The organism is Streptomyces sp. NBC_00057, assembly GCF_045041165.1.
Taxonomy (GTDB): domain Bacteria; phylum Actinomycetota; class Actinomycetes; order Streptomycetales; family Streptomycetaceae; genus Streptomyces.
In genome coordinates, this window is the sequence record NZ_CP108256.1 from 7,182,763 (window position 1) to 7,206,572 (window position 23,810).

The window sequence follows — 23,810 nt, forward strand, 5'->3', positions numbered from 1 at the left end:
GTGAGCGCCTCCGGGCCTCTCGCGGAACTCTCACAGATGACCATTTATGAGAGTTCTGGGGTGCTGCTGGGCCGGGTGCCCGGGGGTGCGGGCGGCCGCCAGCACAGTGCGGGTGCGGCGGCCGTGGGTGGGATTGGCTCGGCGGTTCGAGTCAGTCAGCCCGGAGCAGGGTGCGCAACTCGGCGGTGTCGATGATGTGGGCCCGTGGGGGGAAGACGCGATGCAGCAGGATGTTGTGGACTTCGGTGTCAGGGTCGGCGACGCCGTCGGACAGGACGTAGAGCTGGTAGTCGCGGTCGGCCGCGTCGATGACGGTAGACAGGACGACGCCGCTGGTACTGAAGCCGGAGACGACCAGAGTGGTGATCTCGCGCTCGCGTAGCTGCTCGTCGAGGTCGGTGGTGGACATGCCGCCGTAGCGGATCTTGCGCACGATGATGTCGCCGTGCTGGGGCGTCAGGCGCTCGTGGATGGCGGTGGCAGGGTCCTCGTGGTGCATGAGGCGGTGCTGGGCCAGCGGGGCAAACGACTTGTTGGCGGCCGGGATCGCGTCCCAGTCGGCCTCGGTGAAGCCGACGCGGACGTAGGCGATGGTGCCGCCACTGGCGCGGATGTCGGCGATGGCACCTTCCATGCGGGCCAGCAGGGCTTCGCAGTCCCAGCGTTCGGGCAGAAGGGCCAGGGCCGCGGGCTGGTAGTCCATGACGAGAAGGGCGGTGCGCGCGGGGTCGAGCGCGGGGGCAGTGCTCACGCGAGTGTTCTCCTTGCTGGTGATGCTGGTCGACGCCCATGCCGGCCAGTGGCTTCAGACGGAGGTCGAGCAGGGGCATTGCGGCTGCGGCTGTGACCAGAACGTCCGGCAGTGCAGCTGGCGCGCCACCGAGTTACTCGTGGGCAGCCAGTGATTGGGCGGGACGCGCATCGGCGGACCAGCCGCAGCATGCTTTCGGGCAGGTGGCGAGTTGCGGTGTGTCACGTCGGGCTCCGGGCCAGATCTCGCTCGTGGTGCGGCGTGTGGTCATGCCGGGGAAGTAGGAAGGGGGTGATCAGCATGAGAAGACCGGCGACGGCGATTGCGGTGCGGGGGCCGGTGATGCCGGCCAGCAGGCCCCACAGCCCGGTCATGGCCGCGACAGTCGCCTTGCTGGAGACCGACCAGGCCGACAGGGTTCGGGCGATCCGGTCCGTCGCTGTCTGGTCGAGCCGGTATGTGGCGAACACCGGGTTGAATACGCCCATGCAGGTGATCAGTCCGAACTCGACTGCGATGACGAGCACGAGCCCGACCACGCCGGGCCGGATGAAGGCCAGCCCGAGCGACCAGCACGCGCGCAGCGTCCCGGCGGTGAGCATGACCTTGTGCCGTCCGAACCGTGCGACGAGTCGGGGGGCCAGCCGTGAGCCGATGATGCCCCCGACGCAGGGCAGGCCGAACGCGAGGCCGTACTGCCAGGGGGCGAACCCGAGGTCGCCGAGCATGAGGACGGCGAGCAGCGGCGAGGTCGCCATGATCAGGCCGCTGACCAGAACCGTGTTGAAGAACAGGGGGCGCAGGGCCGGGTGGGTCAGGATGTACCGCCACCCTTCGAGCAGGTCGCCGAACCGGAGCCGCGCCCCCTGCGTACCGGTGCGCACGGGGCGCGGCTCGCTGCCGCCGATCGCACGAATCCCCGCGGCCGAGAGCAGATAGCTGACCGCATCGGCGACCACGGTCATCACCGGGCCGAACAACCCGATCGAGGCTGTGCCGACCGGCGGTCCGAGCACGGTGGCGGTCCAGGTCGTGGACTCGAATCGCCCGCTCGCGACGAGCAGGTCCTCCGGCCGCACGAGCGCCTTCAGATACGCGCCACTGGCCGCGTTGAAGGCGATGTCGGCCGCACCGACGACGACGGACACAACCAGGAGTTGGACGAAACTGAGCAGGCCGAGTGCGTACGCGGCGGGGACACTCATCAGTGCCACGAACCGGGTCAGGTCCATCGTGACCATCACCGGCCGCTTGCGGCGATACTCCACCCACGGCCCGAGCGGCACCGCCACCGCGGCCCCCACCGCCAGCCCTGTTGCCGCCAGCACCGACACCTCGGTCGGCCCGGCGTGCAGCACAAGGATCGCGATCAGAGCGAACGCGTCGAACGCGAGCCGCGTGCCGAACGTGCTGACCGCGTAGGCCGCCCACAGCCACCCGAACTGCCGGCCCAACCGTCTCCTGCCCACCACGCTCAGCGCACCCCTTGATGTCCCACCCGAACAAACCGACGTTGACCGGTAAGAGCAAAGCTGGCGGCACAACAGCGGGTCAAACAACCAATATGCCGGGGAGTCACAACCGAACGTTGTGCACTAGGGTGCATTGGCGTGGACCTCGACACCGCCCGGACCTTCGTCGCCGCCGCCGACGCGGGGCAGTTCCAGGAAGCCGCCGCCGAGCTGGCGGTCACCCAGCAGGCTGTCTCCAAGCGCATCGCGGCGCTGGAGCGCAACCTCGGTGTGCGGCTGTTCACCCGCACCGCGCGCGGCGCCGAGCTCACCATCGACGGGCAGGCGCTCCTGCCCCACGCGCGCGAGCTGCTGCGCGTCGCCGAGCGCGCGGTCGCGTCCGTACGGACCGGCAGCCGTCCGCTGCGCGTCGACGTGCTCGCCTCGCGCAGCGCGGCGTCGGGCCTGATGCGCGGCTTCCACCGCGCGCACCCCGAGATCGAGCTCGACGTGGTGTGGCTGTTCGACATCGAGACGGCTGTCGCCGCCATCCGGTCCGGTGCGATCGACGCGTCCTTCCGCGCCGTCGCCGCGCCCGGTCGGCCCCTTCCCGAGGACATCGAGTCCGTCCGGGTGCTCGACGAGCCACTCCAGCTCCTCACCGGCCCCGCCCACGCACTGGCGCGCGCCCGGTCGGTGACCGTCGCCCAGCTCGCCGGGCACCGGATCTGGATGCCCGGCATCGCCCCCGGTACCGAGTGGGCCGCCTACTACGACGGCCTCGTCGCCGAGTTCGGCCTCACCATCGAGGCGACCGGCCCCAACTTCGGCTCCGACGCGCTCCTCGACACCATCGCCGACACCCCGGCCCTGGCCACCTTCATGGGCGAGCACACCCGCCTCATCTGGCCCGCCGACCACGGCCTGCGCCGCATCCCGGTGACCGACCCGACGCCCGTCTACCCGCACTCACTGATCTGGCGCCGCGACAACCCACACCCCGCACTCACCACACTCCGCAACTACCTCGGCTCCACACAGCCCGACCGCTCCGGCAGCGAGGCTTGGACACCCGCATGGACGCAGCGGTGGGCAGCACCGCGTCAACCATCGGCAACGACCTTGTGAACCGCAACAGTCAGTCCTCCGTCCCCTCGTTGTTATCGTCGAGTTCGACCGCGTCCGGGTCGCGCAACGGACGCAGGCCGCCGACGACCGGGATGGAGGCGGTGAAGCCATAGCGGCCAGGACGTTGAGGTTCTTGTGCTTGAGCGGGGACAGCCGGGCGATGTCCTCGTCGCGGATCTCGTGTCCCTCGGCGCGGAGCTGGGCGACGGCGGCGTCGATGTAGCGGGTCGTCCAGAGCACCACGGCGTTCAGGACCAGGCCGAGTGAGCCGAGCTGGTCCTCCCCTTGTTGCGGGCCAGCGCCTCCAGCGGCCCGTACCCGCCCGCCGACTCGGCGCCGGGAACGACGAAACGCAGGCCGTCGACCGAGGCGAGCAGGCCCTTGCCCCAGTACTGCACGATCGGCACCCGTGCGGGTCCGGCCGTCGCCCAGGTGCACGAAGGCGTCCAGGAACCCGGTCCAGGCGTGCACCTCGAACAACAGGTCCGGCAGGTCGATCTTCGGCAGCATCTTCTCGACCCGGCCACGCAGCCACGCCAGCGACTTCGGCTCGCCGAGCGCGTGGAGCTTCTCCACGTTCAGCTTCGCCCGGCCGTAAGGCGGCACCTCGATACTGATCTTCGCGTCCGTGCCAGCCTCCTCCAGGCAATCGGATCGCATCGCAGCCAGCTGAACCATCTGTTGGACCGACCGCCGGTACGGGTCGAAGCTGGATATATGACTCATATCCAGCCATCCGCACACGTCCCCGCGCTCTGGGCCGCGGCATACGGCCCGCGCCACACACCGGCCGTCCGCCTCGTCGCCCGGTGCCTGCTGCGTGTGAGGGCCTTCGCCCGCGAACTGGCACTGGCGGACCATGTGCCGTTCGGCGGCTACTGACGGGGGCGAAATCCGCTGGTGGAGCCGGGAGTGCCCCGGTTAGCATCCGACGGTGAAGCCGGCCGACGAACAGTTCCAAGATGCCGTACGCCGGGCCGACGCCGGACGGCTGTCGAGGCTCCTGGACGGGCAGGACTGCCCACCGGCAGTCCTCGGACGTCTGATCCGGCACGATGACCCCGCCCTGCGTCATCTGGGGCTGGTCCTGCTCACCGAGCGAGTGACAGCGGGCCGCCCGTCCGACGACGGGGAGACGGCCGAACTCGCCGGGCTGCTGCCCGTATCGCTGATGGGGCCGCCGGAGGCGGATCTCCTCCTGGCGGGGCTCTACGAGCGACTCGGCCACCGTCTTTGGGGTTGCCCCCGCCCGCCATGGCGCACGGCCGGGCTGCCGGTACGGGTGAGGATCGCGTGGCTGCGCTCCGAACTCCTCGACGAGCCGGCGGTGATCCGTGACGAGGTCCCGGGCGAACTCCTCTACCAGGCCGTACGGGAGACGGGCATCACCGCGGCGCATCGGCCGGCTCAACTTGTGGACGTGCTGGCGGACAGCGGCGACCCCGTGCTGCAGGCCGAGGCGCTGCGGCTCGCGCGGCAGGGGCTGCACGCCGGACTGCTGGCTCCCGCGCTGGTCCGCGAAGACCTGATCGGCCTGCTCGACGCCGACAGCGACCGGGTCGTCGCCGGCGCGCTGGGCGAACTCACCGAGCCGTGGGCGGCGATGGAGCCGCTGCCGCAGGGGCGCCTCTCTCCGTTTCTCGCCGCCGGTTCGGCGGGGGACAGGCCCGCGGTGGCCGATGCTGCCCTCGCGGCCACCGCCCGCCATGGCCACGACGCCCTGCTGCGGCAGATCATCGACGATCCGGATCTTCCGCCGGGCCTTCGCCGACGGGGAATGGAACTGCTCGGCGATCTGGCGGACCGCGACGACATCGCTGAACTCACGGCCGTCGCCGCACGCGATCCGCTGCTGTTCGGCGGGCCGACGGTGACGTGTCTGCGCGGTCTCCACCGGCGCGGGCACTTCGTGGACGGTCCGGAAGTTCCGGCCGTGATCGGCCTGGCCCTGGCCGATCACTCGATCCCGCCCCGTGAGATCGCGACGATCCTGTTCACCTGCCGGAAGGAGGCGTTCGGGGTACTGACGGAGGCGGCCGCCGATGATCCGAGCAGGCCGCGACGGCTCGCCCTGCTGGTGGCCCTGGCCAGGCAGGGAACGGGCGAGCTTCCGATCGGGGACGCGATCGCACGCGTACTTCCTTCGGCCCCCGCCCCCGGTCCGTTCCTCGACGCGATCCGGGAGCTGCGCCATGCGGATGCCGAAGACGCCGTGATCGCTCTGCTGCCCTCGGCACCCGCCGCGGCCCTGGACGCTCTGGAGGCCATCGGAGGGCAGCGGACGGTACTGGCCCTGCGAGAAGGGCTGGGCCTGGCCGGTGACGCGATCGCGCCTCACCTGTACGCCGTACGGGACCGCGCCCTCGAACTGCTGTGGCAGCTGACCCGCGATCCGGCCCACCGGCGCGCCCTCCTCGTACGGCTGGATCCCGTCGACCTGCCGGCGCGCATCGCGGCGGACCTGGGTGGCCCGGACGAGCGGGAACTGGCCCTGCTGAGTTCCCATCTGAACCCGGACGAGCCGGTGGCGGCGTTGTGCCGTCTTGCGGACCACGGCAACGCCGGCACACTGCCGGCCATCGCGGACCTGCTGCTGCGCATCGTGGCCGAGCAGGCGGCGTTGCAGGAGTGGGAACACGGACAGCCGGGCGGTGAGCCCGTGGTGCCCCAAGAGGTCCTGGACGCCGTGCACGCCCTGGGCCGCCGTCTCCACGAGCGGGGCGCGATCCGGCCGGTCTGCCTGCTCGACACGGCAGATACGCAAGAGGCCGGCCACGCGCTCGTCGCGACCATGGCACTGGATCTGCTGGACCGGCCCGGACTGTCCGACCGTGAGCGGGCGATCCTGCTCGAACTGCTGCTCAGGGCCCCCTGGGCGGGCACCCGCGCCCGGGTGCACCGGCTGCTGCGCCACCGCGACCGGCACGTACGCAAACACGTCATCGCCCTGCTCGCCCGCGACGCCACGGGCGAGGACGCACAGGCGCTGTCGGCGACCCTGATCTCGCTGACCACCGCCCAGGACATCCAGACCGTCCGGCAGGCCCTGCTCGCACTGGGTCACGCACAGGCCCACTGGGCGTGCACCGCGATCGCCGCATGTCTCGACCATCCGAACATGAACATCAAGAAGACCGCCGCCGAGGTGCTGGTCCGCGCGGGCACACCGGCGGCGCTGCCCAAGCTGCTCTTCTGGCTCGGGCGCCACGACAACCCCGGGCTGCGCGGCACGCTCGTCGCGGCCCTGCGCGCCGTCCTCGGCGACGCCTACGCGGCGACACTTCTCGCCGCCGCCGAGCACAGCCGGGACGGCCGTACCCGCGAACTGCTGCTGGCGGGCCTCGACGGCGTCCTCGGCGCCCGCTCGGTCCTCGCGCTGGACGACCAGGCGTCACCGGTGGCGGCCACCCTGCTCTCCCTGGTGGCGGACGGCCGGGTCGGTCTTGCCTCCGGGGACGTGAAGGATCTGGCGATACCGCTGGCCAGGCATGGCATCACCGCATCGGCCGTCGCACAGCGGTCATCGGTGGACAGCGCGGCGGACCGTGACATCAGGTCGCTGGTGGCCGGGGGCTGGAATCCCTCGGTCGCGCTGCGCGTCGCCGAGAGGGACGCGCCGCTCCACCCCGACCGGCTGAACGAGCTGCGGCCGATGCTCACGGACTGGCTCCGGCTGGCCGGCTCCCGGCCCGCGGCCCGGGACAGGCTGGTGCGGTTCGCGCTGCGCATCTGCCCCGCACCCCGGGCGGCCGGGGAGCTGACGGCATTCGCCCGGTCCGCACGGGTCCTGCTCGACGCGCTCGTGGACGCCCGGGAGGAGGTCCGGCACGACCTGATCGCGGTACTCGAAGCGGTCGCGCCGATGCTGACGGCGACCGGCAGACCGGCCGTCGCCGCTGCGGTACGGGCACTGCGTCCCGCACCCACGGCGCCGAGCCGGTCCACGCTGACGCTGCTGCGCCGCCTCGGCGCGGTGCTGGTCCGCGCCGACCTCGATCAGGCACTCGCGTCGGCCCGGCTCGGCGCCGACCCCTGGCAGGCCCAGGCCGCCGTGCTGAGGGAGGCGTTCGCAGCCCCGGAGAGCACCGCGGCACCCGTGCCCGCCGGGACCCGGGCATGGCGGGCGGCGCTGGACGACGCGGTGCGCGCACCGGACACTCTGGAGGAGTTCCGCCGACAGGACGACGGCAGGGTCGGCTCGCGGGACCGGCTGACCGCACTGATCGAGGTCCACCACCGCGCGGACCCCGAAGTCCGGGCCGCCCTGCTCGACTGGATGACGCTTCTTCAGCCCCTCGACGCACCGCCCTGGACCATCGCCGAGACCGCCCGGGCCGCGACGCCGCTGCCCCGGCACGTACACATCGACGACCTCGACCAGCCCCGTTCTGCGGCCCTGAGGGAGCGCCTGCTCGACATGCTGGGGTCAACTCACGCAGGCCGCAGGGAGACCGCCGCCCTGGCACTGGCGAAGTGGCCCGAGCCCGAGGCCCGGCTGCCGGTTCTTCGCGCGTACCTCCGCGGGCACGTCGACATACCCATCGGCGTGGACCTGGCCCGTGCACTGCACACCCTCGACGAGACGGAGCTCGCGCACCCGCATCCCGTCGTGCGCAGGACGGCGGCCGAGGGGCTCGTCGGGATGAGCGAGGCAGCGATCCCCGCCCTCCGCCAGGCCGCCGCCCACGCCCGTCCCGACAAACGCTCCCTCTACACGGACGTCCTCGACCGGCTCAGAAATTCAAGCCCGTCCGGCAACATTCCGAACCCGTCCGGCGATTGAGGACAAAACGGCAACCGGGCGGGCCCTCGCACCCACCGACCCCGCCCGGGCCACCGCCTACACGTACCGCTTGATCTCCCGCCGGGCCAACGACCGCTGATGCACCTCGTCCGGCCCGTCCGCCAGCCGCAACGTCCGCGCCGCCGCCCACAGTTCCGCCAGCGGGAAGTCCTGGCTGACGCCGCCCGCGCCGTGCAGTTGCACCGCCCGGTCGAGGATGTCGACCACCGCACGCGGGGTGGCGATCTTGATGGACTGGATCTCCGTGTGCGCACCCCGGTTGCCGACCGTGTCCATCAGCCATGCCGTCTTCAGTACCAGCAGCCGCAGCTGCTCCACCGTGACCCTCGCGTCCGCGATCCAGTTCTGTACGACGCCCTGCTGGGCGAGCGGCTTGCCGAAGGCCGTACGGGACACCGCCCGCTTGCACATCAGCTCGATGGCCCGCTCGGCCATGCCGATCAGCCGCATGCAGTGGTGGATGCGACCCGGGCCGAGACGGGCCTGGGCGATCGCGAAGCCGCCGCCCTCTTCGCCGATCAGGTTCGCGGCGGGCACCCGCACATCGGTGAACACGACCTCCGCGTGGCCGCCGTGGTAGTGGTCCTCGTAGCCGTACACCTGCATGGCGCGCCGCACTTCGAGGCCGGGCGTGTCGCGCGGGACGAGGATCATCGACTGCTGGCGGCGGATGTCGGTGCTGTCCGGGCCATCGGCAGTCGCGGTCCTGCCCATCACGATGAAGATCTGGCAGTCCGGATTCATCGCCCCGGAGATGTACCACTTGCGGCCGTTGATGACGTAGTTGTCACCGTCCCGCGTGATGCGTGTCTCGATGTTGGTCGCGTCCGACGAGGCCACCTCGGGCTCCGTCATGGCGAACGCCGACCGGATCTCCCCTGCGAGCAGCGGCTCCAGCCACTGCTTCTTCTGGTTGTCCGTGGCGAACTGGAAGAGCACCTCCATGTTGCCCGTGTCCGGCGCCGCGCAGTTGAGCGCGGTCGGCGCCAACTGCGGGGAACGGCCGGTGATTTCGGCGAGCGGGGCGTACTGGAGGTTGGTCAGCCCGGCACCGTACTCCGCGTCGGGCAGGAAGAGGTTCCACAGGCCCTGCCTGCGCGCCTCGGCCTTGAGGTCCTCGACGATCTGCGGGGTGTCCCACGGGGAGGCGAGCAGTGCGCGCTGCTCGTGCGCGATCGTCTCGGCCGGGTACACGTGCTCGTCCATGAAGGTGAGCAGCTTGGTGCGCAACTCTTCCGTACGGGCGTCGAATGCGAAGTCCATGGGGGATCAGCCTTCCTGGAGGGTCGTGAGGCCGTGCTCGATGAAGACGGGGACGAGATCGCCGATGCGGTCGAAGCCGGCGCCGACGGTCTGGCCGAGGGTGTAGCGGTAGTGGATGCCCTCCAGGATCACGGCGAGCTTGAACCACGCGAACGCCGTGTACCAGGAGATGGCGGAGGTGTTCCGGCCGGAGCGTGCGGCGTAGCGCTCGATCAGCTCGGCGGGGGTGGGATGGCCGGCCGCGCCGCTGGTGGTGGAGACCGGGGACTTCGTCGGACCGAGGTCGGAGCTGTACATCACCAGCAGGCCGAGGTCGGTCAGCGGGTCGCCGAGCGTCGACATCTCCCAGTCGAGAACGGCCTTGATCCGGTCGTCGGAGCCGATCAGGACGTTGTCCAGGCGGTAGTCGCCGTGTACGACGGTGGGCGCGGGGGAGACGGGAAGCTCTCGGCCGAGCGCGGCGTGCAGTTCGTCGATGCCGGGCAGTTCGCGGTTGCGGGAGGCGTCCAGCTGCTTGCCCCAGCGGCGCAGCTGCCGGTCGAGGAAGCCCTCGGGGCGCCCGAAGTCGCCGAGCCCGACGGACTCGGGGTCCACGGCGTGCAGTTCGACGAGGGTGTCGACGAGACCGAGGACGGCCTCCCGGGTGCGTTCGGCGCCCAGTGGGGCCAGCTGCTCGGCCGTGCGGTACGGGGTGCCCTCGACGTACGCCATGACGTAGAAGGGCGACCCGATCACCGAGTCGTCCTCGCAGAGCAGCACCGGCTCGGGCACCGGAACGGCCGTGGGGTGCAGGGCACTGATCACCCGGTGCTCGCGCTTCATGTCGTGTGCGGTGGCCAGCACATGACCCAGCGGAGGTCTGCGCACGACCCAGCGGCCGGTGCCGTCCGTGACGATGTACGTCAGATTGGAGCGGCCGCCCTCGATGAGCCGGGCTTCGAGCGGTCCGTTCACCAGACCCGGCCGCTCGCGGTCGAGATGTCCGCGCAGCCGGTCGACGTCGAGACCTGGCGGGTGGACTGGGCTCATCGTGCGCACCTCCGGGGTGAAAGACGGTCGGAGTTCATGATGCCGACCAGTCGGTATGCCGTCCAGCGAACTCCCGGAATCCGGTGCGTGGACTCCGCTCCGACTCGGGCCGGAGTCTGGCGTTCAGTCGCATTCCTGAATAAGGTTCACGTATGAATACCGAGCTGCTGATCGACGAAGTCCGGCTGACCCCGATCCTGATAGCCGACCCGCCCCTGCTCAACACCCAGGGCGTCCACCAGCCGTACACCCCGCGGCTCATCGTGGAAGTCGTCACACGCGGCGGTGTGACCGGCATCGGGGAGACCTACGGGGACGGCAAGTACCTCGAACTCGCCCAGCCGCTCGCCACCGCCCTCGTCGGACGCCCGGTCAGCGATCTGAACGGCCTGTTCGCACTGGCCGACGAGGTGTGCGGTGATTCACGCGCGGCCGACGAGCGTGTCGACGCCGGTGGGCTGCGCGGCGTCCAGACCGCCGACAAGCTCCGGCTCTCGGTCGTCTCCGGTTTCGAGGTCGCCTGCCTGGACGCGCTCGGCAAGTCCCTCGGCCTCCCCGTGCACGCTCTGCTCGGCGGCAAGGTCCGCGACAGCGTCGAGTACAGCGCGTACCTCTTCTACCGCTGGGCCACCCACCCCGAGGGCGGTGAACAGGACGACTGGGGCGCCGCCGTCGACCCGGCCGGAGTCGTCGCCCAGGCCCGGCGCTTCGCCCACGAGCACGGCTTCTCGTCCTTCAAGCTCAAGGGTGGCGTCTTCGAACCCGACCAGGAGATCGCCGCGATCCGTGCCCTGGCCGAGGAGTTCCCCGGGCAGCCGCTGCGCCTCGACCCCAACGGCGCCTGGTCCGTCGAGACCTCGCTGTACGTCGCCGAGCAGCTGAAGGACGTACTCGAATATCTGGAGGACCCGGCGAGCGGCACGGACCTGATGGCCGCCGTCGCCGCGGGCACCGACGTACCGCTCGCCACCAACATGTGCGTCACGACCCTCGCCGAGGTCCCGGAGGCCTTCGCCCGCGGCGCCGTCCAGGTCGTGCTCTCCGACCACCACTACTGGGGCGGCCTGCACCGCACCCGTGAGCTGGCCGGGATCTGCCGTACCTTCGGCATCGGACTCTCCATGCACTCCAACACCCACCTCGGCATCAGCCTCGCCGCGATGACCCACGTCGCGGCCACCGTCCCCAACCTCGACTACGCCTGCGACAGCCACTACCCCTGGCAGACCGAGGACGTCATCACCACCCGCCATGTCTTCCGAGGCGGCCGGCTCACCGTCTCCGACGCACCCGGGCTCGGCGTCGAGCTCGACCGCGAACGCCTGGCCGTGCTGCACCGGCGCTGGCTCGACGACGACGGCACGATGCGCGAGCGCGACGACGCGGCCGCGATGCGCAAGGCCGAGCCCGGATGGCAGACCCCCTCGATCCCGCGCTGGTGACGGACCCGCTGACCGCGCTGCGGGCGCCGGCCCCGGACGGGGTCGACGCCGCGTTCGACACCGTCGGAGGCGAGGCGCTCCGGGCCGCCGCCGAAGTACTGAAGCCCGAGGGCCGGCCGGCCTCCATCGCGGACGGCGAGGTCTTCTCGTACGGCGGCCGCTACGCCTTCGTGCGCCCGGACGTCAAGGACCTCGCCCATCTGACAGAACTGGCCGAGCAGGGCATCGTCACCGTCCATGTGGGCCGGGTCTTCCTGCTGGAACGGGCGGCGGACGCCTACCGGCTGAACGAGCAGGGACACACCCGCGGAAAGATCGTCGTCACCGTCCCCTGGGACGCCCCGGACGTCTGACACGCCCGGTGCCGGACCTCAGAACAGCATGGCCGCGGCGAACACCGCGAGCGCGACCGTGCACGCCCCCGCGGTCAGCGCACAGCGCGCCGAGAGCGGCTGCGGCCGCGCGGTCCCCATCATGAGCACCCGCCGGTGCGCCACGAGCAGGAAGCCCAGCCAGGCCAGCGCGCTCAGCGCCACGGCGACGATCCCGGCCGGGCTCAACCCGCTGTGCAGCGCCTGCTTGACCGCCAGCAGCGCCACCACCGTGCAGGACAGGGTCGTACGCCGCCATGCCAGCCTGGTCCGCTCGGGCTGAAGTCCGGGGTCGCGCCCGTCGGCCGTCACCGGCCCTCCCAGCCGAAGAGGACCACCACCACCATCGCCACGGCGACGACGGCGACCGCGAGACCGAGCAGCGTCGGGAACCGGGAGACCGGCAGGTCCTCCCCGCGCCGCATCGCCCGCTCGCACCGCACCCAGTGATTGACCGCCCGCAGCGCACACAGCACACCGGCCGCGAGCAGCGCGAGCGCCAGTCCCGTGCGGATGCCCCACGCCAGCTCCGGGAGGAACTGGTCGACCGCGAAACCACCGCCGATCAGCGCGAGAGCCGTCCGGATCCAGGCGAGGAAGGTGCGCTCGTTGGCGAGCGAGAACCGGTAGTCGGGGGTGTCGCCCTCTTCGCGGATTCGCTGCGGCGCGAACCACAGCCGCAGACTCTGTACGAATTCGATCACGCGTGAACCTTACGACCGGCAATCGAGCCCCGGCTCAGGAGGCTGTCCCGCCCGCCCGGAAGGCGCGCAGCCGGCGGTACGTCTCCAGGCCGTCCGGCACCCACTCCCAGTCGTCGAGCCGCTGCTCCAGCTCCGCATCGGTGAGGAACGTGTGCCAGGCGACCTCCTCCACCTGCGGGTTCACCGGCAGCTCGCACCGAACCTGGTAGACGTGGCTCCACCAGGAGTGCTCCGCGCTCTCGTAGAGGAACTTGAACAGCGGCTCGGGTCGGGGGAGCCGGGAGACCCCCAGCTCCTCCTCGGCCTCCCGCAGCGCCGCCTCGTCGTACGACTCGCCCGCCCCGACCACCCCGCCGACGAACATGTCGTAGTGGGACGGGAAGACCAGTTTGGCCGGGGTCCTGCGGTGCACGAAGAGCCGGCCCTCGGCATCCCTGGCCTCGATGAAGACGCAGCGATGGCGCAGGCCCCGCGCGGTCGCCTCACCGCGCGGGGCCTGCCCCACGACCACGTCGTTCTCGTCGACGATGTCCAGGATCTCGTCAGAAGGAGTCATGCCCCTCATCCAACATCAGGCCACTGACAGTGATCACTCGCCCATGACGTACTTGACGGTCGGGCCCGTGGTCCAGCCGCCGTCCACGGCCAGTTCGGCGCCGGTGATGTACGAGGCGGCGTCCGAGAGCAGGAAGGTGACCGCCTCCGCGATCTCCGGGGCCTCGCCGACCCGGCCCATCGGGGTGTTCGGGTAGTTGCCGTCGCCCTGCTGAATGCCGACGGACGCGGTCATCGGCGTGTAGACCATGCCCGGGTGCACGGAGTTCACCCGTATCTTCGCCGTGCCGAGCTCCACCGCGCCGACCTTCGTCAGACCGCGGACCCCCCACTTGGAGGCGCCGTAGCTGGACGTCATGGCGAGGCCCATCAGACCGGCGGCCGAGGAGATGTTGACGATCGAACCGCCGCCGTTCTCCTTCATCACCGGGATCACCGTCTTCATGCCGATGAAGACGGCCGTCAGGTTGATGTCGATGACTTTGCGGAAGTGCTCGACCGTCTCGGTCTCCAGCGGCTGACCGGTCGATACGCCTGCGTTGTTGACCAGGCCGTCGATCCGCCCGAACTCGGCGACGGCGAATTCGGCGACGCGCTGCCAGTCCTTCTCGGAGGTCACGTCGTGGTGCAGGAAGCGGGCCTGCGCCCCGAGAGCGGCGGCGGTGGCGGCGCCCTCGTCGTCGAGCACATCGGTGATCACCACATGGGCGCCGCCCGCAACGGCGAGGCGGGCGGCCTCGGCGCCCAGGCCCCGGGCGCCGCCTGTGATGATGACGGTCTTGTCGCTGAGCTTGTTCTTGTCGGTCATGACACAGTCCTTCATATGGTGCGGGTGGTTCACGCGCCGCCCGGCACGGGCGCGTGCAGGAACGCGGTGGTGGTCTCGACGAGATCGGCGAGGAAGAACTCCTCGCCGGTCAGCGGCCGGGTGCCGTCGAGACGCTGGCGGGCGCGGTCGGCCAGCGCCGCGCCGATCAGGGTGAGCGCCAGGTCCAGGCGCTCCAGGCGCACGGGCCCGGGCAGTGCGCCCAGGCAGTCCCCGATGCGGCCGATCAGCCGCCCGTAGGCGGTGCCGTCCAGGGCGGGGTGCAACCGGCCGGTCCGCAGTCCGGTCTCATGGCTGAGCTGGGCCGAGATCCGCAGGCAGCGGCGGCCCCGGTCGTCGGCGAGCAAGCTCGCCTCGGCCGTCACCAGCGCGGTGAGCAGTTCCCGTACGCCACAGTCTCCGGCCAGCTCGTCGAGCAGCGGTGCGATCACCTGTTCGGTACGGGTCTGGCGGCCTTCCATCACCGCGTCGAGCAGCCCGGCCCGGGAGCCGAAGTGGTACTGGACCGCGGAGGGGTTGCTCTGCCCGGCCAGCCGGATGATGTCCCGCAGCTGGGCGCCGTCCGTGCCCTGCGCGGCGAAGATCTCCTCGGCCGCGCGGATCAGCTTGTCCCTGGTCTCTTGCCCAGACGTTCTCGCCATGACAGCCACTCTAATGCTGGCCATTATTAATAGCCAGGGCGGACGGCCCCCTGTGACCGGACAGACGCCGGTCAGTTCGGCTGGAGGCTCTTCTCCCGGCGCCCGCCCACGGGCCCCTCCGGCATCGCCGGATGCAGTCCCAGCAGCACGATCCCGACGACGATCGCCGCGAGACCAGCCGCCTGCCAGGCCAGTGCGCCGGTGTCGGTGCGCAGCTGATCGCCGAGGAAGCCGATCCCGCAGGCGATCCCGGCCAGCGGCTGGGACGCGGTCAGCGGAGGCAGTGAGACCCGCAGCGGGCCCGTCTCGAACGCGCTCTGCACCAGAAGCAGACCCGTCACCCCCAGCGCCGCCACCGCGTACGGCTGCCACGCCGTCACCAGCGCCGACCAGCCCTCGGTGGACAGCCGCTGGCCGGTGACCCGGGTGAGGGCGTCCTGGAGTCCGTACAGCAACCCCGCCGCCACCGCGAGCAGCGCCGGGGCGACCCCGGACACCGAGCGTTTGGCGATGGTGGTGAGCAGCAGGGCGATTCCCACGACTACGCCGATGACCATCCAGTGCCGCAGCGGACTGGTCACCGCCTCACCGCCCTGCGGCCGGCCCGCCAGCAGAAAGGCGGCGACTCCACCCGCCAGCAGCCAGAGCCCGGCCCAGCCCTGCCGGCCGAGCCGCTGCCCGGTGCGATGGCGCGACAGGGCCATCGCGAAGAGCAGATTGGTCGCCAGCAGGGGTTCGACGACGGACACCTCGCCCTTGCCCAGGGCCAGGGCCCCCAGCGCCATGCCGCAGACCATCAGCCCGATCCCGGCCAGCCAGCTCGGCACCCGCATCAGGTCCAGCAGCAGCCGGAAGGAGAGATAGTCGCTCCTCGGGGCGTGCGAAGCGGCGGCCTGCTGCAGGACGAAACCGAACCCCAGACAGCAGGCGGCACTCACGGCGAGCACGAGGACCAGCACCGACACGCTTCTACCTCAAGTCAGGCCAGAAGTGGGTGATTTGTTTCGACGATAGCGCCTGTGCCCTACGGGTGCGGTCGGAGCGCCGCCGACCGGGCGGTTGACGCCGCGGCGGCCGATGCAGAGGATCTGACGCACGAGTAACTTCCGGCGTCCGAGCCGGACCGTCACCGTGGCCGTGACCGGATCGCCCCGACAAGGATGGAACCCATGGCGTACGACGCTGATGTGATCGTTATCGGGGCGGGGCTCGCGGGTCTGGTGGCCACCGCCGAGCTGGTCGACGCGGGCCGCTCGGTGATCCTGCTCGACCAGGAGCCCGAACAGTCGATCGGCGGCCAGGCACACTGGTCCTTCGGCGGTCTCTTCCTCGTCGACTCGCCCGAGCAGCGCCGGATGCGGATCAAGGACAGCCATGAGCTGGCCCTCCAGGACTGGCTCGGCACGGCGGGGTTCGACCGCAAGGAGGACCACTGGCCACGGAAGTGGGCCGAGGCGTACGTCGACTTCGCGGCCGGTGAGAAGCGCTCCTGGCTGCACGCCCAGGGGCTGCGGCTCTTCCCCGTCGTCGGCTGGGCGGAGCGCGGCGGCTACGACGCGACCGGCCACGGCAACTCCGTACCCCGCTTCCACATCACCTGGGGCACCGGCCCCGGCGTCGTCGCCCCCTTCGAGCGCCGGGTCCGCGCGGGCGTCGCCAAGGGCCTCGTAAAGTTCGGGTTCCGCCACCGGGTCACCGGTCTCGGCCGCACCGCGGGCGCCGTCGACACGGTGAGCGGCGAGATCCTGGAGCCGAGCGCTGCCGCCCGGGGCACCGCGAGCAGCCGGGTGACGACCGGCACGTTCGAGCTGAAGGCCCAGGCGGTGATCGTCACCTCCGGCGGCATCGGCGGCAATCACGACCTCGTACGCAAGCAGTGGCCGCCGCGGCTCGGCACCCCGCCCGCGAAGATGCTCTCCGGCGTCCCCGCCCATGTCGACGGACTCATGCTCGGCATCACCGAGGAGGCGGGCGCCCACCACATCAACCGCGACCGGATGTGGCACTACACCGAGGGCATCGAGAACTGGAACCCGATCTGGGCCGAGCACGGCATCCGGATCCTGCCGGGACCGTCCTCCCTCTGGCTGGACGCCCGCGGCAAGCGGCTGCCGGTCCCGCTCTTCCCGGGCTTCGACACCCTCGGCACCCTCGAACACATCATGAAGTCCGGCCACGACTACACCTGGTTCGTCCTCGACCAGAAGATCATCGGCAAGGAGTTCGCGCTCTCGGGCTCCGAGCAGAACCCCGACCTGACCGGAAAGTCGATCCGTGACGTGATCGGCCGGGCCCGCGCGGACGTACCGGCCCCGGTGAAGGCTTTCATGGACCACGGGGTGGACTTCGTGGTCGAGAAGGACCTCGGCGCACTGGTCCGCGGGATGAACGCGCTCACCGACGAGCCGCTGATCGACGAGGCCGAACTGCGCCGCGAGATCACCGCACGCGACCGCGAGATCGCCAACCCCTTCACCAAGGACCTCCAGATCACCGCGATCCGCGGGGCCCGCACCTATCTCGGCGACAAGCTGATCCGTACGGCGGCACCGCACCGCATCCTCGACCCCAAGGCCGGCCCGCTGATCGCGGTACGGCTCAACATCCTGACCCGCAAGTCGCTCGGTGGACTGGAGACGGACCTGTCCTCCCGGGTGCTGACCGAGGACGGCATGCCCCTGCCCGCTGTGTACGCGGCGGGGGAGGCGGCAGGCTTCGGCGGCGGCGGGGTGCACGGGTACCGCTCCCTCGAAGGGACCTTCCTCGGCGGCTGCATCTTCTCCGGCCGGGCGGCGGGGCGGGCGGCGGCGGAGGCCACGTCCTGAGAGCCTGTCGGGTGACCTCTGATCGGGCGGCCACGGCCTGGCACGCACTCCCCCAAGGCCTTAAGGGCCAGGGGGACCCCCTCCGGCGTTGCCGAAATGCCCTAGTAGCTCCTTCCCCGAACGCTCAACTTCGTTCGAGCAGGGGAGGCCCCGTCCGAGGCCGTCCCGGCGCCTTGGAATCGCACGCACCATGCCGCGTCCGCTCTCCGGCCGAAGGTCACCCGACAGGCTCTGAGCTGAGGGATGCCCGCGAAGTCCTGCCCGGCCCGCGGCGTCCGCCACGCCCGCTTGTCGAGCGGCGAGATCCGTCCGCAACTGCCGTCCGGGCTCGACGCGGTGATGGGACCGCCGCTCGACCGGTGCCCGTAGGGCGAGGGCTGCCTGAACCTTGGCCCTGGAACCACTGTTCGGCCCCGTCGGGACGGGCGGTATCTCCTTCGGCGCATATGCGAACGGCATGAACATTCCCGCGAGATCCCAGCCCCGCATGTGTGGGAAACCGGCGGGCCCTCCCTACCGTTCCGCCGCGCCCACGACGGGATCCAGCAGCTCGACGACCCGGAACCGTTCGGCGACGACCATGGTGTCGTCGTCGACCGTGAACTCCGGGTCGCCGAGCGCCTCCCGCATCTCCTGGCTGTGCCAGAACTTCTCGTGACCAGCACGCCACTCGGCCACCGAGGTGTCGCCCTCGCCCTCGTCGATCGCATGCTGAAGATCGACGTCGCCGAGGCGCAGTACCCGCACCTCCGTCACCTCCAGCACCGCGACCTCCCGGCCGTCCGAGTCGATCAGCGCGGACCGCTCACCCACCGGAGGCAGCTCCTCCTTCTCCGCCTCGTACTCCGCGAGCAGCCCGGTCGTCGACACCTTCTCACCGGCGAGCACCGCCCCCACCAGCCGGTCGCGCAGCGGCCCGGGGAAGGTGAGCAGAAAGGGCTTGAGAGGTTCACGGTTCGACATGGCGCCAAGTCTGACATGTTCGGCCGGGCGCGGCGCCGGGACGGGTACCCGATCTGGGGGCGTCAACTGTGCCGGGAATGGACAGAGTTGACATCGGTTGCGGGCAGGTGCCCGCGACCCCTGGTGACCTGTGGCCGCAGATGCTCGAATGGTCGGGTGAACAGCCGCCCTCCCGACGCCGAAGGCACACCCCTGGGCCGCCGTGTCGTCCTGGCCATGCTCGGTCTCGGCGCCGCCGGAGTCGTCGCTGCGCCCGTGCTGCAACGCACGCTGGAATCCGGGCTGGGCGCGGTCGCCGACAAGGACCCCACCGGGCTCACCGGCCTGCTCCCCAACGGCGGCGGCTTCCGCTACTACTCCGTCGCCTCGTCCGTACCGGAGAAAGGTACGGACGACTATCGGCTGACCGTCGACGGGCTGGTCGACCACCCGGCCACATACAGCCTGGACGCCCTGAAGGCGCTGCCGCAGACCCGTATGGTCCGCGATGTCCAGTGCGTCACCGGATGGCGAGTGCCCGAGACCCCCTTCGAGGGGGTACGCCTCTCGGCGCTGCTCGACGCGGCGGCGGTACGGCCCGGGGCGAAGGCCGTCCGCTTCACCTGCTTCGACGGCACCTACAGCGAGAGCCTCACCCTTGCACAGGCCCACCGCGCCGATGTGCTGGTCGCGCTGCGCATGCAGGACCGGCCACTGGCCCACTCCCACGGCGGTCCGGTCCGGCTCTATGTGGCCCCGATGTACTTCTACAAGTCGGCGAAATGGCTCTCCGGGATCACCGTCACCGACTCCGTACGGCCCGGCTACTGGGAGGAGCTCGGCTATGACGTCGACGCCTGGGTCGGCCGGTCCAACGGCCGCGACGACGCCCCCACCACCTGACCCCGCGGAGCGTGTGCGGCGTTTCAGCGGTGCGGAGCGCTGGGTGCACCGCATCACGGCCATGCTGATGCTGCTGTGCGTGGCGAGTGCGGCGTGTCTGTACGTACCCCAGCTCGCCGAGCTCGTCGGCCGTCGCCATTTGGTGGTCACCGCGCACGAGTGGTCCGGGGCGCTGACCCCCGTACCGTTCCTGGCCGGTCTGCTGTCACGGGCGTTGCGGGCCGACCTGTCCCGGCTCAACCGCTTCGGGCCGCACGACCGTCAGTGGCTGCGGGCCGTATGGCGCCGCGACCACCGGCCCGAGGCGCGTCCGGCCGGAAAGTTCAACGCCGGGCAGAAGCTGTACGCGGCCTGGATCGCGGGCGCGGTGCTGGTGATGACCGGCACCGGCGCGCTGATGTGGTCCACCGGCCTCGCACCGCTGATGTGGCGCACGAGCGCGACCTTCGTCCACGACTGGCTGGCGCTCGCGATCGGGATCGTGCTGGCCGGGCACATGGCAATGGCGCTCGCCGACCCGGAAGCACGCCGTGGCATGCGCACCGGGTCGGTCGAGCGCCATTGGGCACGGTCACAGCATGCGCTGTGGGGGGAGGACCGTGCGGACAGTCCCTAAAGGACTAGCGACAGCAGCAGGATGAAGGCCAGCGAGACCACGGAGATGATGGTCTCCATCACCGACCAGGTCTTCACCGTCTGGCCGACGTCCATGCCGAAGTACTCCTTCACCAGCCAGAACCCGGCGTCATTGACATGGCTGAAGAAGAGCGAGCCCGCGCCGACGGCGAGGACCAGCAGGGCGGCGTGCGTCGTCGACATGTCGGCGGCCAGCGGGGCGACCAGACCGGCCGCGGAGATGGTGGCCACGGTCGCCGAACCCGTCGCGAGCCGGATCCCGACGGCGATCAGCCAGCCCAGCAGCAGGGCCGGGATCGACCAGTCCTTGGAGAAGTCCAGGATCATCTGGCCCACACCGGCGTCGATGAGGGTCTGCTTGAAACCGCCGCCCGCACCCACGATCAGCAGCACACCCGCGATCGGGGCGAGGGACTTCTCGACGGTGGTGGAGAGCCGGCCCTTGGTGAAACCGGCCGCCCGGCCCAGTGTGAACATGCCGACTATGACGGCCGCGAGCAGCGCGATCAGCGGCGAGCCGATCACATCGGTGACCCGCTGGACACCCTGCTCCGGGTCGTCCACGACGATGTCGACCAGGGCCTTGACCAGCATCAGCACGACGGGCAGCAGAATCGTCGCCAGGGTGGCGCCGAAGCTGGGACGACGGTCCAGCTCCTCCGAAGGACGCTGCGGAATCATCTTCTCCGGCGCCTTGATGTCCACCCAGCGCGCGGCGTAGCGGGAGAAGATCGGCCCCGCGATGATCACGGTCGGGATCGCGACCAGCACACCCAGGGCGAGCGTGACACCGAGGTTGGCGCCGAGGGCGTCGATCGCGACCAGCGGGCCGGGGTGCGGCGGAATCAGCCCGTGCATCACGGAGAGACCGGCCAGCGCCGGGATACCGATCCGCATCAGGGAGTAGTTGCCGCGCTTGGCGACGAGCAGCACCACCGGGATCATCAGCACGATCCCGACCTCGAAGAACAGCGGCAGACCGATGATCGAGGCGATCAGGACCATCGCCCACGGCATGGCCCGCCCGCTCGTCTTCGCGAGGATCGTGTCGACGATCTGGTCCGCGCCGCCGGAGTCGGCGAGCAGCTTGCCCAGAATCGCGCCGAGCGCGATGAGGACACCGACACCCGCGACGGTCGAGCCGAGGCCTGCGGTGAAGCTGGCGATCGTCTTGGCCGGTGCGGCGCCGGCGAACGAGCCGAGAGCCAGCGAGCCGATGGTCAACGCGAGAAACGCGTGCATCTTGAACTTGGTGATGAGCAGAACGATGACGGCGATGCCCGCCAGTACTGCGATGCCCAACTGCGCGTTGCCTGCCGAAGTGATCGGTTCGACGGCATCCGCTGCCAGCGTCTCGACGCTGAGACTGGTCACGGTGGTGATCCTTAGCTATCGAGCCGGCGCAACGCGGCGACGGCTCGCTGGGTGATTTCTTCGGGAGTGCCGGACACATCGACCGAGGCGCCGGCCTCGTCCTCCTGCAGCGGCTGCAGGGTGGCGAACTGCGAGTCGAGCAGTGCGGTGGGCATGAAGTGGCCCTTGCGCTCCGCCATGCGCTCCTCGATCAGAGTCCGGTCGCCGGTCAGATGGAGGAAGACGGCACCGGGGGCCTCGGCCCGTAGCCGGTCCCGGTAGACCCGCTTGAGCGCCGAGCTGCTCACCACCCCGCCGAGCCCCGCCCGGCCGTGCGCCCACTGACCGATCGCATCGAGCCAGGGCCACCGGTCGGAGTCGTCCAGTGGGGTACCGGCCGACATCTTGGCGATGTTCGCCGCGGGATGGAAGTCATCGCCCTCGGCGTACGGAACGCCGAGTTCGGCGGCGAGCAGGGGACCGATCGTGGTCTTGCCGGTCCCTGCAACGCCCATCACCACGACGACGTGGGGGGTGCTCATTGGTGGTGCCTCGCTGTCTTCTTCGACGTCTTCCTCGACATCGGTCCGTCGCGCTACTGAAACCCATACGTACGACTTATTCAAGATGTTGTGACGTAAACGTCGTACTTTTTGTTGCCAAGGGGTGCCCCGTAGGCTGTGCCCATGACCACACAGGGCCCTGGGCTGCATACACATGTGCTGGACACCCTGGGTCTGGAGATCGCCGCGGGGGAGCACCGGCCGGGACAGGTACTGCGTACCGACGAGCTGGCCCAGCGCTTCGACGTCTCGCGCACGGTCGTACGCGAAGTGGTCCGCGTCCTCGAATCCATGCACCTGGTCGAGTCCCGGCGCCGGGTCGGCGTGACCGTACAGCCGACCGAGGCGTGGAATGTCTACGATCCGCAGGTCATCCGGTGGCGGCTGGCCGGCGCCGACCGCCCGCGCCAGCTGCGCTCCCTGACCGTGCTCCGCTCAGCGATCGAACCGGTCGCGGCCGGCCTCGCCGCCCGTAACGCCACCCCGGAGCAGTGCGCGGCCCTCACCGAGTGCGCGCTCGGCATGGTCGCCACCTCGCGCGGCCAGCAGCTGGAGGGCTATCTGGAGCACGACATCGCGTTCCACCGGATCGTGCTCAACGCTTCCGGCAACGAGATGTTCGCGCGGCTCGGCGATGTCGTCGCCGAGGTCCTGGCGGGCCGCACCCACCACCAGGTGATGTTCGAGGACCCCGACCCGGCCGCGGTCACCCTCCACGTCCGGCTCGCCGAAGCGGTGCGCGAGGGCGACACGGTGGCGGCGGAGCGGCTGACGAAGGAGATCGCGGTGGGCGCCCTGCACGAGCTGGACGTGCTCGCACCCTGAGACCCGTACCGCGGCGCCGTCGCGCGTACGTACTCGCTCCCTGAGCTCCGTCCCTATGGTGCCGACGCACGCAGGTGCTGCAGCCGGGCCGCGGCCGCGGCCAGCACCATCTCCAGCGCCGCGGGATAGCCGCTGCGTTCCATCTCCGTGACCAGCACCCCCGCAGTCGCCGCGATGTTCGGATGGGTATCGGCCGGAAGCCGGGCGTACGTCTCCGGCCAGGTCTGCACCTCCTGCGCGCGGGCCTGCTCCGACAGCACCAGCGTGGACGCGTCCAGCGCCGCGAACGACAGCGTCTGGTCCACGAAGACGTGGTAGATCCGCGCCGCCTCGGCATCCGGGAATCCCGCACCGCGCAACACCCCGAGAATCGCCTCCACCGACCGGATCTCATGCGCCCGGCCGGTCACCCGGGTGCAGGTCAGCGTCGCCGCCTGAGGGTGCGCCAGATAGTCCGCGTACATCCGCAGGCCGAGGGTGCGCAGATCGGCCCGCCAGTCACCCGTCGGCCGCCAGGTGCGCAACGTACGGCCGATCAACTCGTCGGCCACCGCGAGCAGTAGTTCGTCCGTGTCCCGGAAGTACCGGTAGAGGGCGCTGGGATCGCAGCCGAGAGCCGCACCGAGCCGGCGCACGGTGAGCGCCGCCGCCCCGTGCTCCCCGATCAGCCGCAACGCCGTCTCCACGATCAGCTGCTCGGACAGCACCGTGCCCTGTTTGGTGGGGCGCCTGCGGCGCCGCGCCCCCTCCGGTACCACCCGCTCGCTCGCGCTCATGGCGGCACCTTATGACAACAGT

The 23,810-nt window shown here is 70.6% G+C and carries 22 protein-coding genes and 2 pseudogenes; 9 read left to right on the top strand and 15 right to left on the bottom strand.

Annotated elements, in window-relative coordinates:
• Positions 1–151: 151 nt before the first annotated feature.
• Both OG953_RS33820 and OG953_RS33825 read right to left on the bottom strand, forming a co-directional pair.
• On the bottom strand, positions 152–751 hold the full coding sequence (locus OG953_RS33820; RefSeq protein WP_405689031.1) for a cysteine hydrolase family protein: 600 nt from the start codon (positions 749–751) through the stop codon (positions 152–154).
• A gap of 221 nt (positions 752–972) precedes the next feature.
• Positions 973–2,223: an MFS transporter gene (locus OG953_RS33825; RefSeq protein WP_405689032.1), complete on the bottom strand. Its 1,251-nt coding sequence runs from the start codon at positions 2,221–2,223 to the stop codon at positions 973–975.
• Positions 2,224–2,361: 138 nt separating this feature from the next.
• On the opposite strand from OG953_RS33825, the gene OG953_RS33830 reads away from it, so the two are divergent.
• Positions 2,362–3,330: a LysR family transcriptional regulator gene (locus OG953_RS33830; protein WP_405689033.1), complete on the top strand. Its 969-nt coding sequence runs from the start codon at positions 2,362–2,364 to the stop codon at positions 3,328–3,330.
• A gap of 10 nt (positions 3,331–3,340) precedes the next feature.
• Here OG953_RS33830 and OG953_RS33835 read toward each other — a convergent pair.
• Positions 3,341–3,975, bottom strand: a pseudogene (locus OG953_RS33835) (Tn3 family transposase); the annotation flags it as partial.
• 72 nt (positions 3,976–4,047) lie between these two features.
• On the opposite strand from OG953_RS33835, the gene OG953_RS33840 reads away from it, so the two are divergent.
• Together OG953_RS33840 and OG953_RS33845 are read left to right on the top strand one after the other, a co-directional pair.
• Positions 4,048–4,212, top strand: coding sequence for a hypothetical protein (locus OG953_RS33840; RefSeq protein ID WP_405689034.1), 165 nt, complete (start codon positions 4,048–4,050; stop codon positions 4,210–4,212).
• 52 nt (positions 4,213–4,264) lie between these two features.
• Positions 4,265–8,113 (top strand): HEAT repeat domain-containing protein, encoded by a 3,849-nt coding sequence (locus OG953_RS33845; protein WP_405689035.1) that lies wholly within the window; start codon positions 4,265–4,267, stop codon positions 8,111–8,113.
• Between the two features lie 57 nt (positions 8,114–8,170).
• On the opposite strand, the gene OG953_RS33850 is transcribed toward OG953_RS33845, so the two are convergent.
• Together OG953_RS33850 and OG953_RS33855 are read right to left on the bottom strand one after the other, a co-directional pair.
• Complete coding sequence (locus tag OG953_RS33850; protein ID WP_405689036.1) at positions 8,171–9,397, bottom strand: acyl-CoA dehydrogenase family protein; 1,227 nt, start codon at positions 9,395–9,397, stop codon at positions 8,171–8,173.
• Between the two features lie 6 nt (positions 9,398–9,403).
• A complete protein-coding gene (locus OG953_RS33855) occupies positions 9,404–10,426 on the bottom strand; it encodes a phosphotransferase family protein (protein WP_405689037.1) in 1,023 nt (340 codons plus the stop codon).
• A gap of 152 nt (positions 10,427–10,578) precedes the next feature.
• On the opposite strand from OG953_RS33855, the gene OG953_RS33860 reads away from it, so the two are divergent.
• The gene (locus OG953_RS33860; protein WP_405689038.1) at positions 10,579–11,868 is read left to right on the top strand and encodes a glucarate dehydratase family protein; all 1,290 of its coding nucleotides are present in this window, start codon (positions 10,579–10,581) and stop codon (positions 11,866–11,868) included.
• Positions 11,864–12,221, top strand: a pseudogene (locus tag OG953_RS33865) (zinc-binding dehydrogenase); the annotation flags it as partial. The gene OG953_RS33860 and the pseudogene OG953_RS33865, both read left to right, overlap by 5 nt.
• A gap of 18 nt (positions 12,222–12,239) precedes the next feature.
• Here OG953_RS33865 and OG953_RS33870 read toward each other — a convergent pair.
• The 6 genes from OG953_RS33870 to OG953_RS33895 all read right to left on the bottom strand — a co-directional run bounded on the left by OG953_RS33870 (position 12,240) and on the right by OG953_RS33895 (position 15,930).
• Complete coding sequence (locus OG953_RS33870; protein ID WP_405689039.1) at positions 12,240–12,551, bottom strand: DUF202 domain-containing protein; 312 nt, start codon at positions 12,549–12,551, stop codon at positions 12,240–12,242.
• Positions 12,548–12,943, bottom strand: coding sequence for a YidH family protein (locus tag OG953_RS33875; protein ID WP_405689040.1), 396 nt, complete (start codon positions 12,941–12,943; stop codon positions 12,548–12,550). The genes OG953_RS33870 and OG953_RS33875 overlap by 4 nt, the downstream gene beginning before the upstream one ends.
• A gap of 34 nt (positions 12,944–12,977) precedes the next feature.
• Positions 12,978–13,499 carry an NUDIX domain-containing protein gene (locus OG953_RS33880; RefSeq protein WP_405689041.1) on the bottom strand — a complete coding sequence of 174 codons (522 nt, stop codon included), beginning with the start codon at positions 13,497–13,499 and terminating at the stop codon, positions 12,978–12,980.
• 33 nt (positions 13,500–13,532) lie between these two features.
• On the bottom strand, positions 13,533–14,306 hold the full coding sequence (locus OG953_RS33885; protein WP_405689043.1) for a glucose 1-dehydrogenase: 774 nt from the start codon (positions 14,304–14,306) through the stop codon (positions 13,533–13,535).
• A 29-nt stretch (positions 14,307–14,335) separates the two neighbouring features.
• A complete protein-coding gene (locus OG953_RS33890; protein WP_405689044.1) occupies positions 14,336–14,965 on the bottom strand; it encodes a TetR/AcrR family transcriptional regulator in 630 nt (209 codons plus the stop codon).
• A gap of 71 nt (positions 14,966–15,036) precedes the next feature.
• Complete coding sequence (locus tag OG953_RS33895; RefSeq protein WP_405689045.1) at positions 15,037–15,930, bottom strand: DMT family transporter; 894 nt, start codon at positions 15,928–15,930, stop codon at positions 15,037–15,039.
• 204 nt (positions 15,931–16,134) lie between these two features.
• Between OG953_RS33895 and OG953_RS33900 the strand changes: the two genes are divergently transcribed.
• Positions 16,135–17,790, top strand: a complete 1,656-nt coding sequence (locus OG953_RS33900) for an FAD-binding dehydrogenase (RefSeq protein ID WP_405689046.1) — start codon at positions 16,135–16,137, stop codon at positions 17,788–17,790.
• Between the two features lie 513 nt (positions 17,791–18,303).
• On the opposite strand, the gene OG953_RS33905 is transcribed toward OG953_RS33900, so the two are convergent.
• A complete protein-coding gene (locus OG953_RS33905; RefSeq protein ID WP_405689047.1) occupies positions 18,304–18,753 on the bottom strand; it encodes an ASCH domain-containing protein in 450 nt (149 codons plus the stop codon).
• 216 nt (positions 18,754–18,969) lie between these two features.
• Between OG953_RS33905 and OG953_RS33910 the strand changes: the two genes are divergently transcribed.
• Together OG953_RS33910 and OG953_RS33915 are read left to right on the top strand one after the other, a co-directional pair.
• The gene (locus OG953_RS33910; protein ID WP_405692215.1) at positions 18,970–19,635 is read left to right on the top strand and encodes a molybdopterin-dependent oxidoreductase; all 666 of its coding nucleotides are present in this window, start codon (positions 18,970–18,972) and stop codon (positions 19,633–19,635) included.
• On the top strand, positions 19,577–20,251 hold the full coding sequence (locus OG953_RS33915) for a cytochrome b/b6 domain-containing protein (RefSeq protein ID WP_405689048.1): 675 nt from the start codon (positions 19,577–19,579) through the stop codon (positions 20,249–20,251). The genes OG953_RS33910 and OG953_RS33915 overlap by 59 nt, the downstream gene beginning before the upstream one ends.
• On the opposite strand, the gene OG953_RS33920 is transcribed toward OG953_RS33915, so the two are convergent.
• Both OG953_RS33920 and OG953_RS33925 read right to left on the bottom strand, forming a co-directional pair.
• Positions 20,248–21,645 carry a GntP family permease gene (locus OG953_RS33920; protein ID WP_405689049.1) on the bottom strand — a complete coding sequence of 466 codons (1,398 nt, stop codon included), beginning with the start codon at positions 21,643–21,645 and terminating at the stop codon, positions 20,248–20,250. The genes OG953_RS33915 and OG953_RS33920 overlap by 4 nt on opposite strands.
• 11 nt (positions 21,646–21,656) lie before the next feature.
• Entirely contained in the window at positions 21,657–22,166 is a 510-nt protein-coding gene (locus tag OG953_RS33925) for a gluconokinase (RefSeq protein ID WP_405689050.1), read from the bottom strand.
• A 144-nt stretch (positions 22,167–22,310) separates the two neighbouring features.
• On the opposite strand from OG953_RS33925, the gene OG953_RS33930 reads away from it, so the two are divergent.
• On the top strand, positions 22,311–23,012 hold the full coding sequence (locus tag OG953_RS33930; protein ID WP_189276251.1) for a FadR/GntR family transcriptional regulator: 702 nt from the start codon (positions 22,311–22,313) through the stop codon (positions 23,010–23,012).
• A gap of 53 nt (positions 23,013–23,065) precedes the next feature.
• Here OG953_RS33930 and OG953_RS33935 read toward each other — a convergent pair whose 3' ends face one another.
• Entirely contained in the window at positions 23,066–23,788 is a 723-nt protein-coding gene (locus OG953_RS33935) for a TetR/AcrR family transcriptional regulator (RefSeq protein WP_405689051.1), read from the bottom strand.
• Between the last annotated feature and the right edge of the window lie 22 nt (positions 23,789–23,810).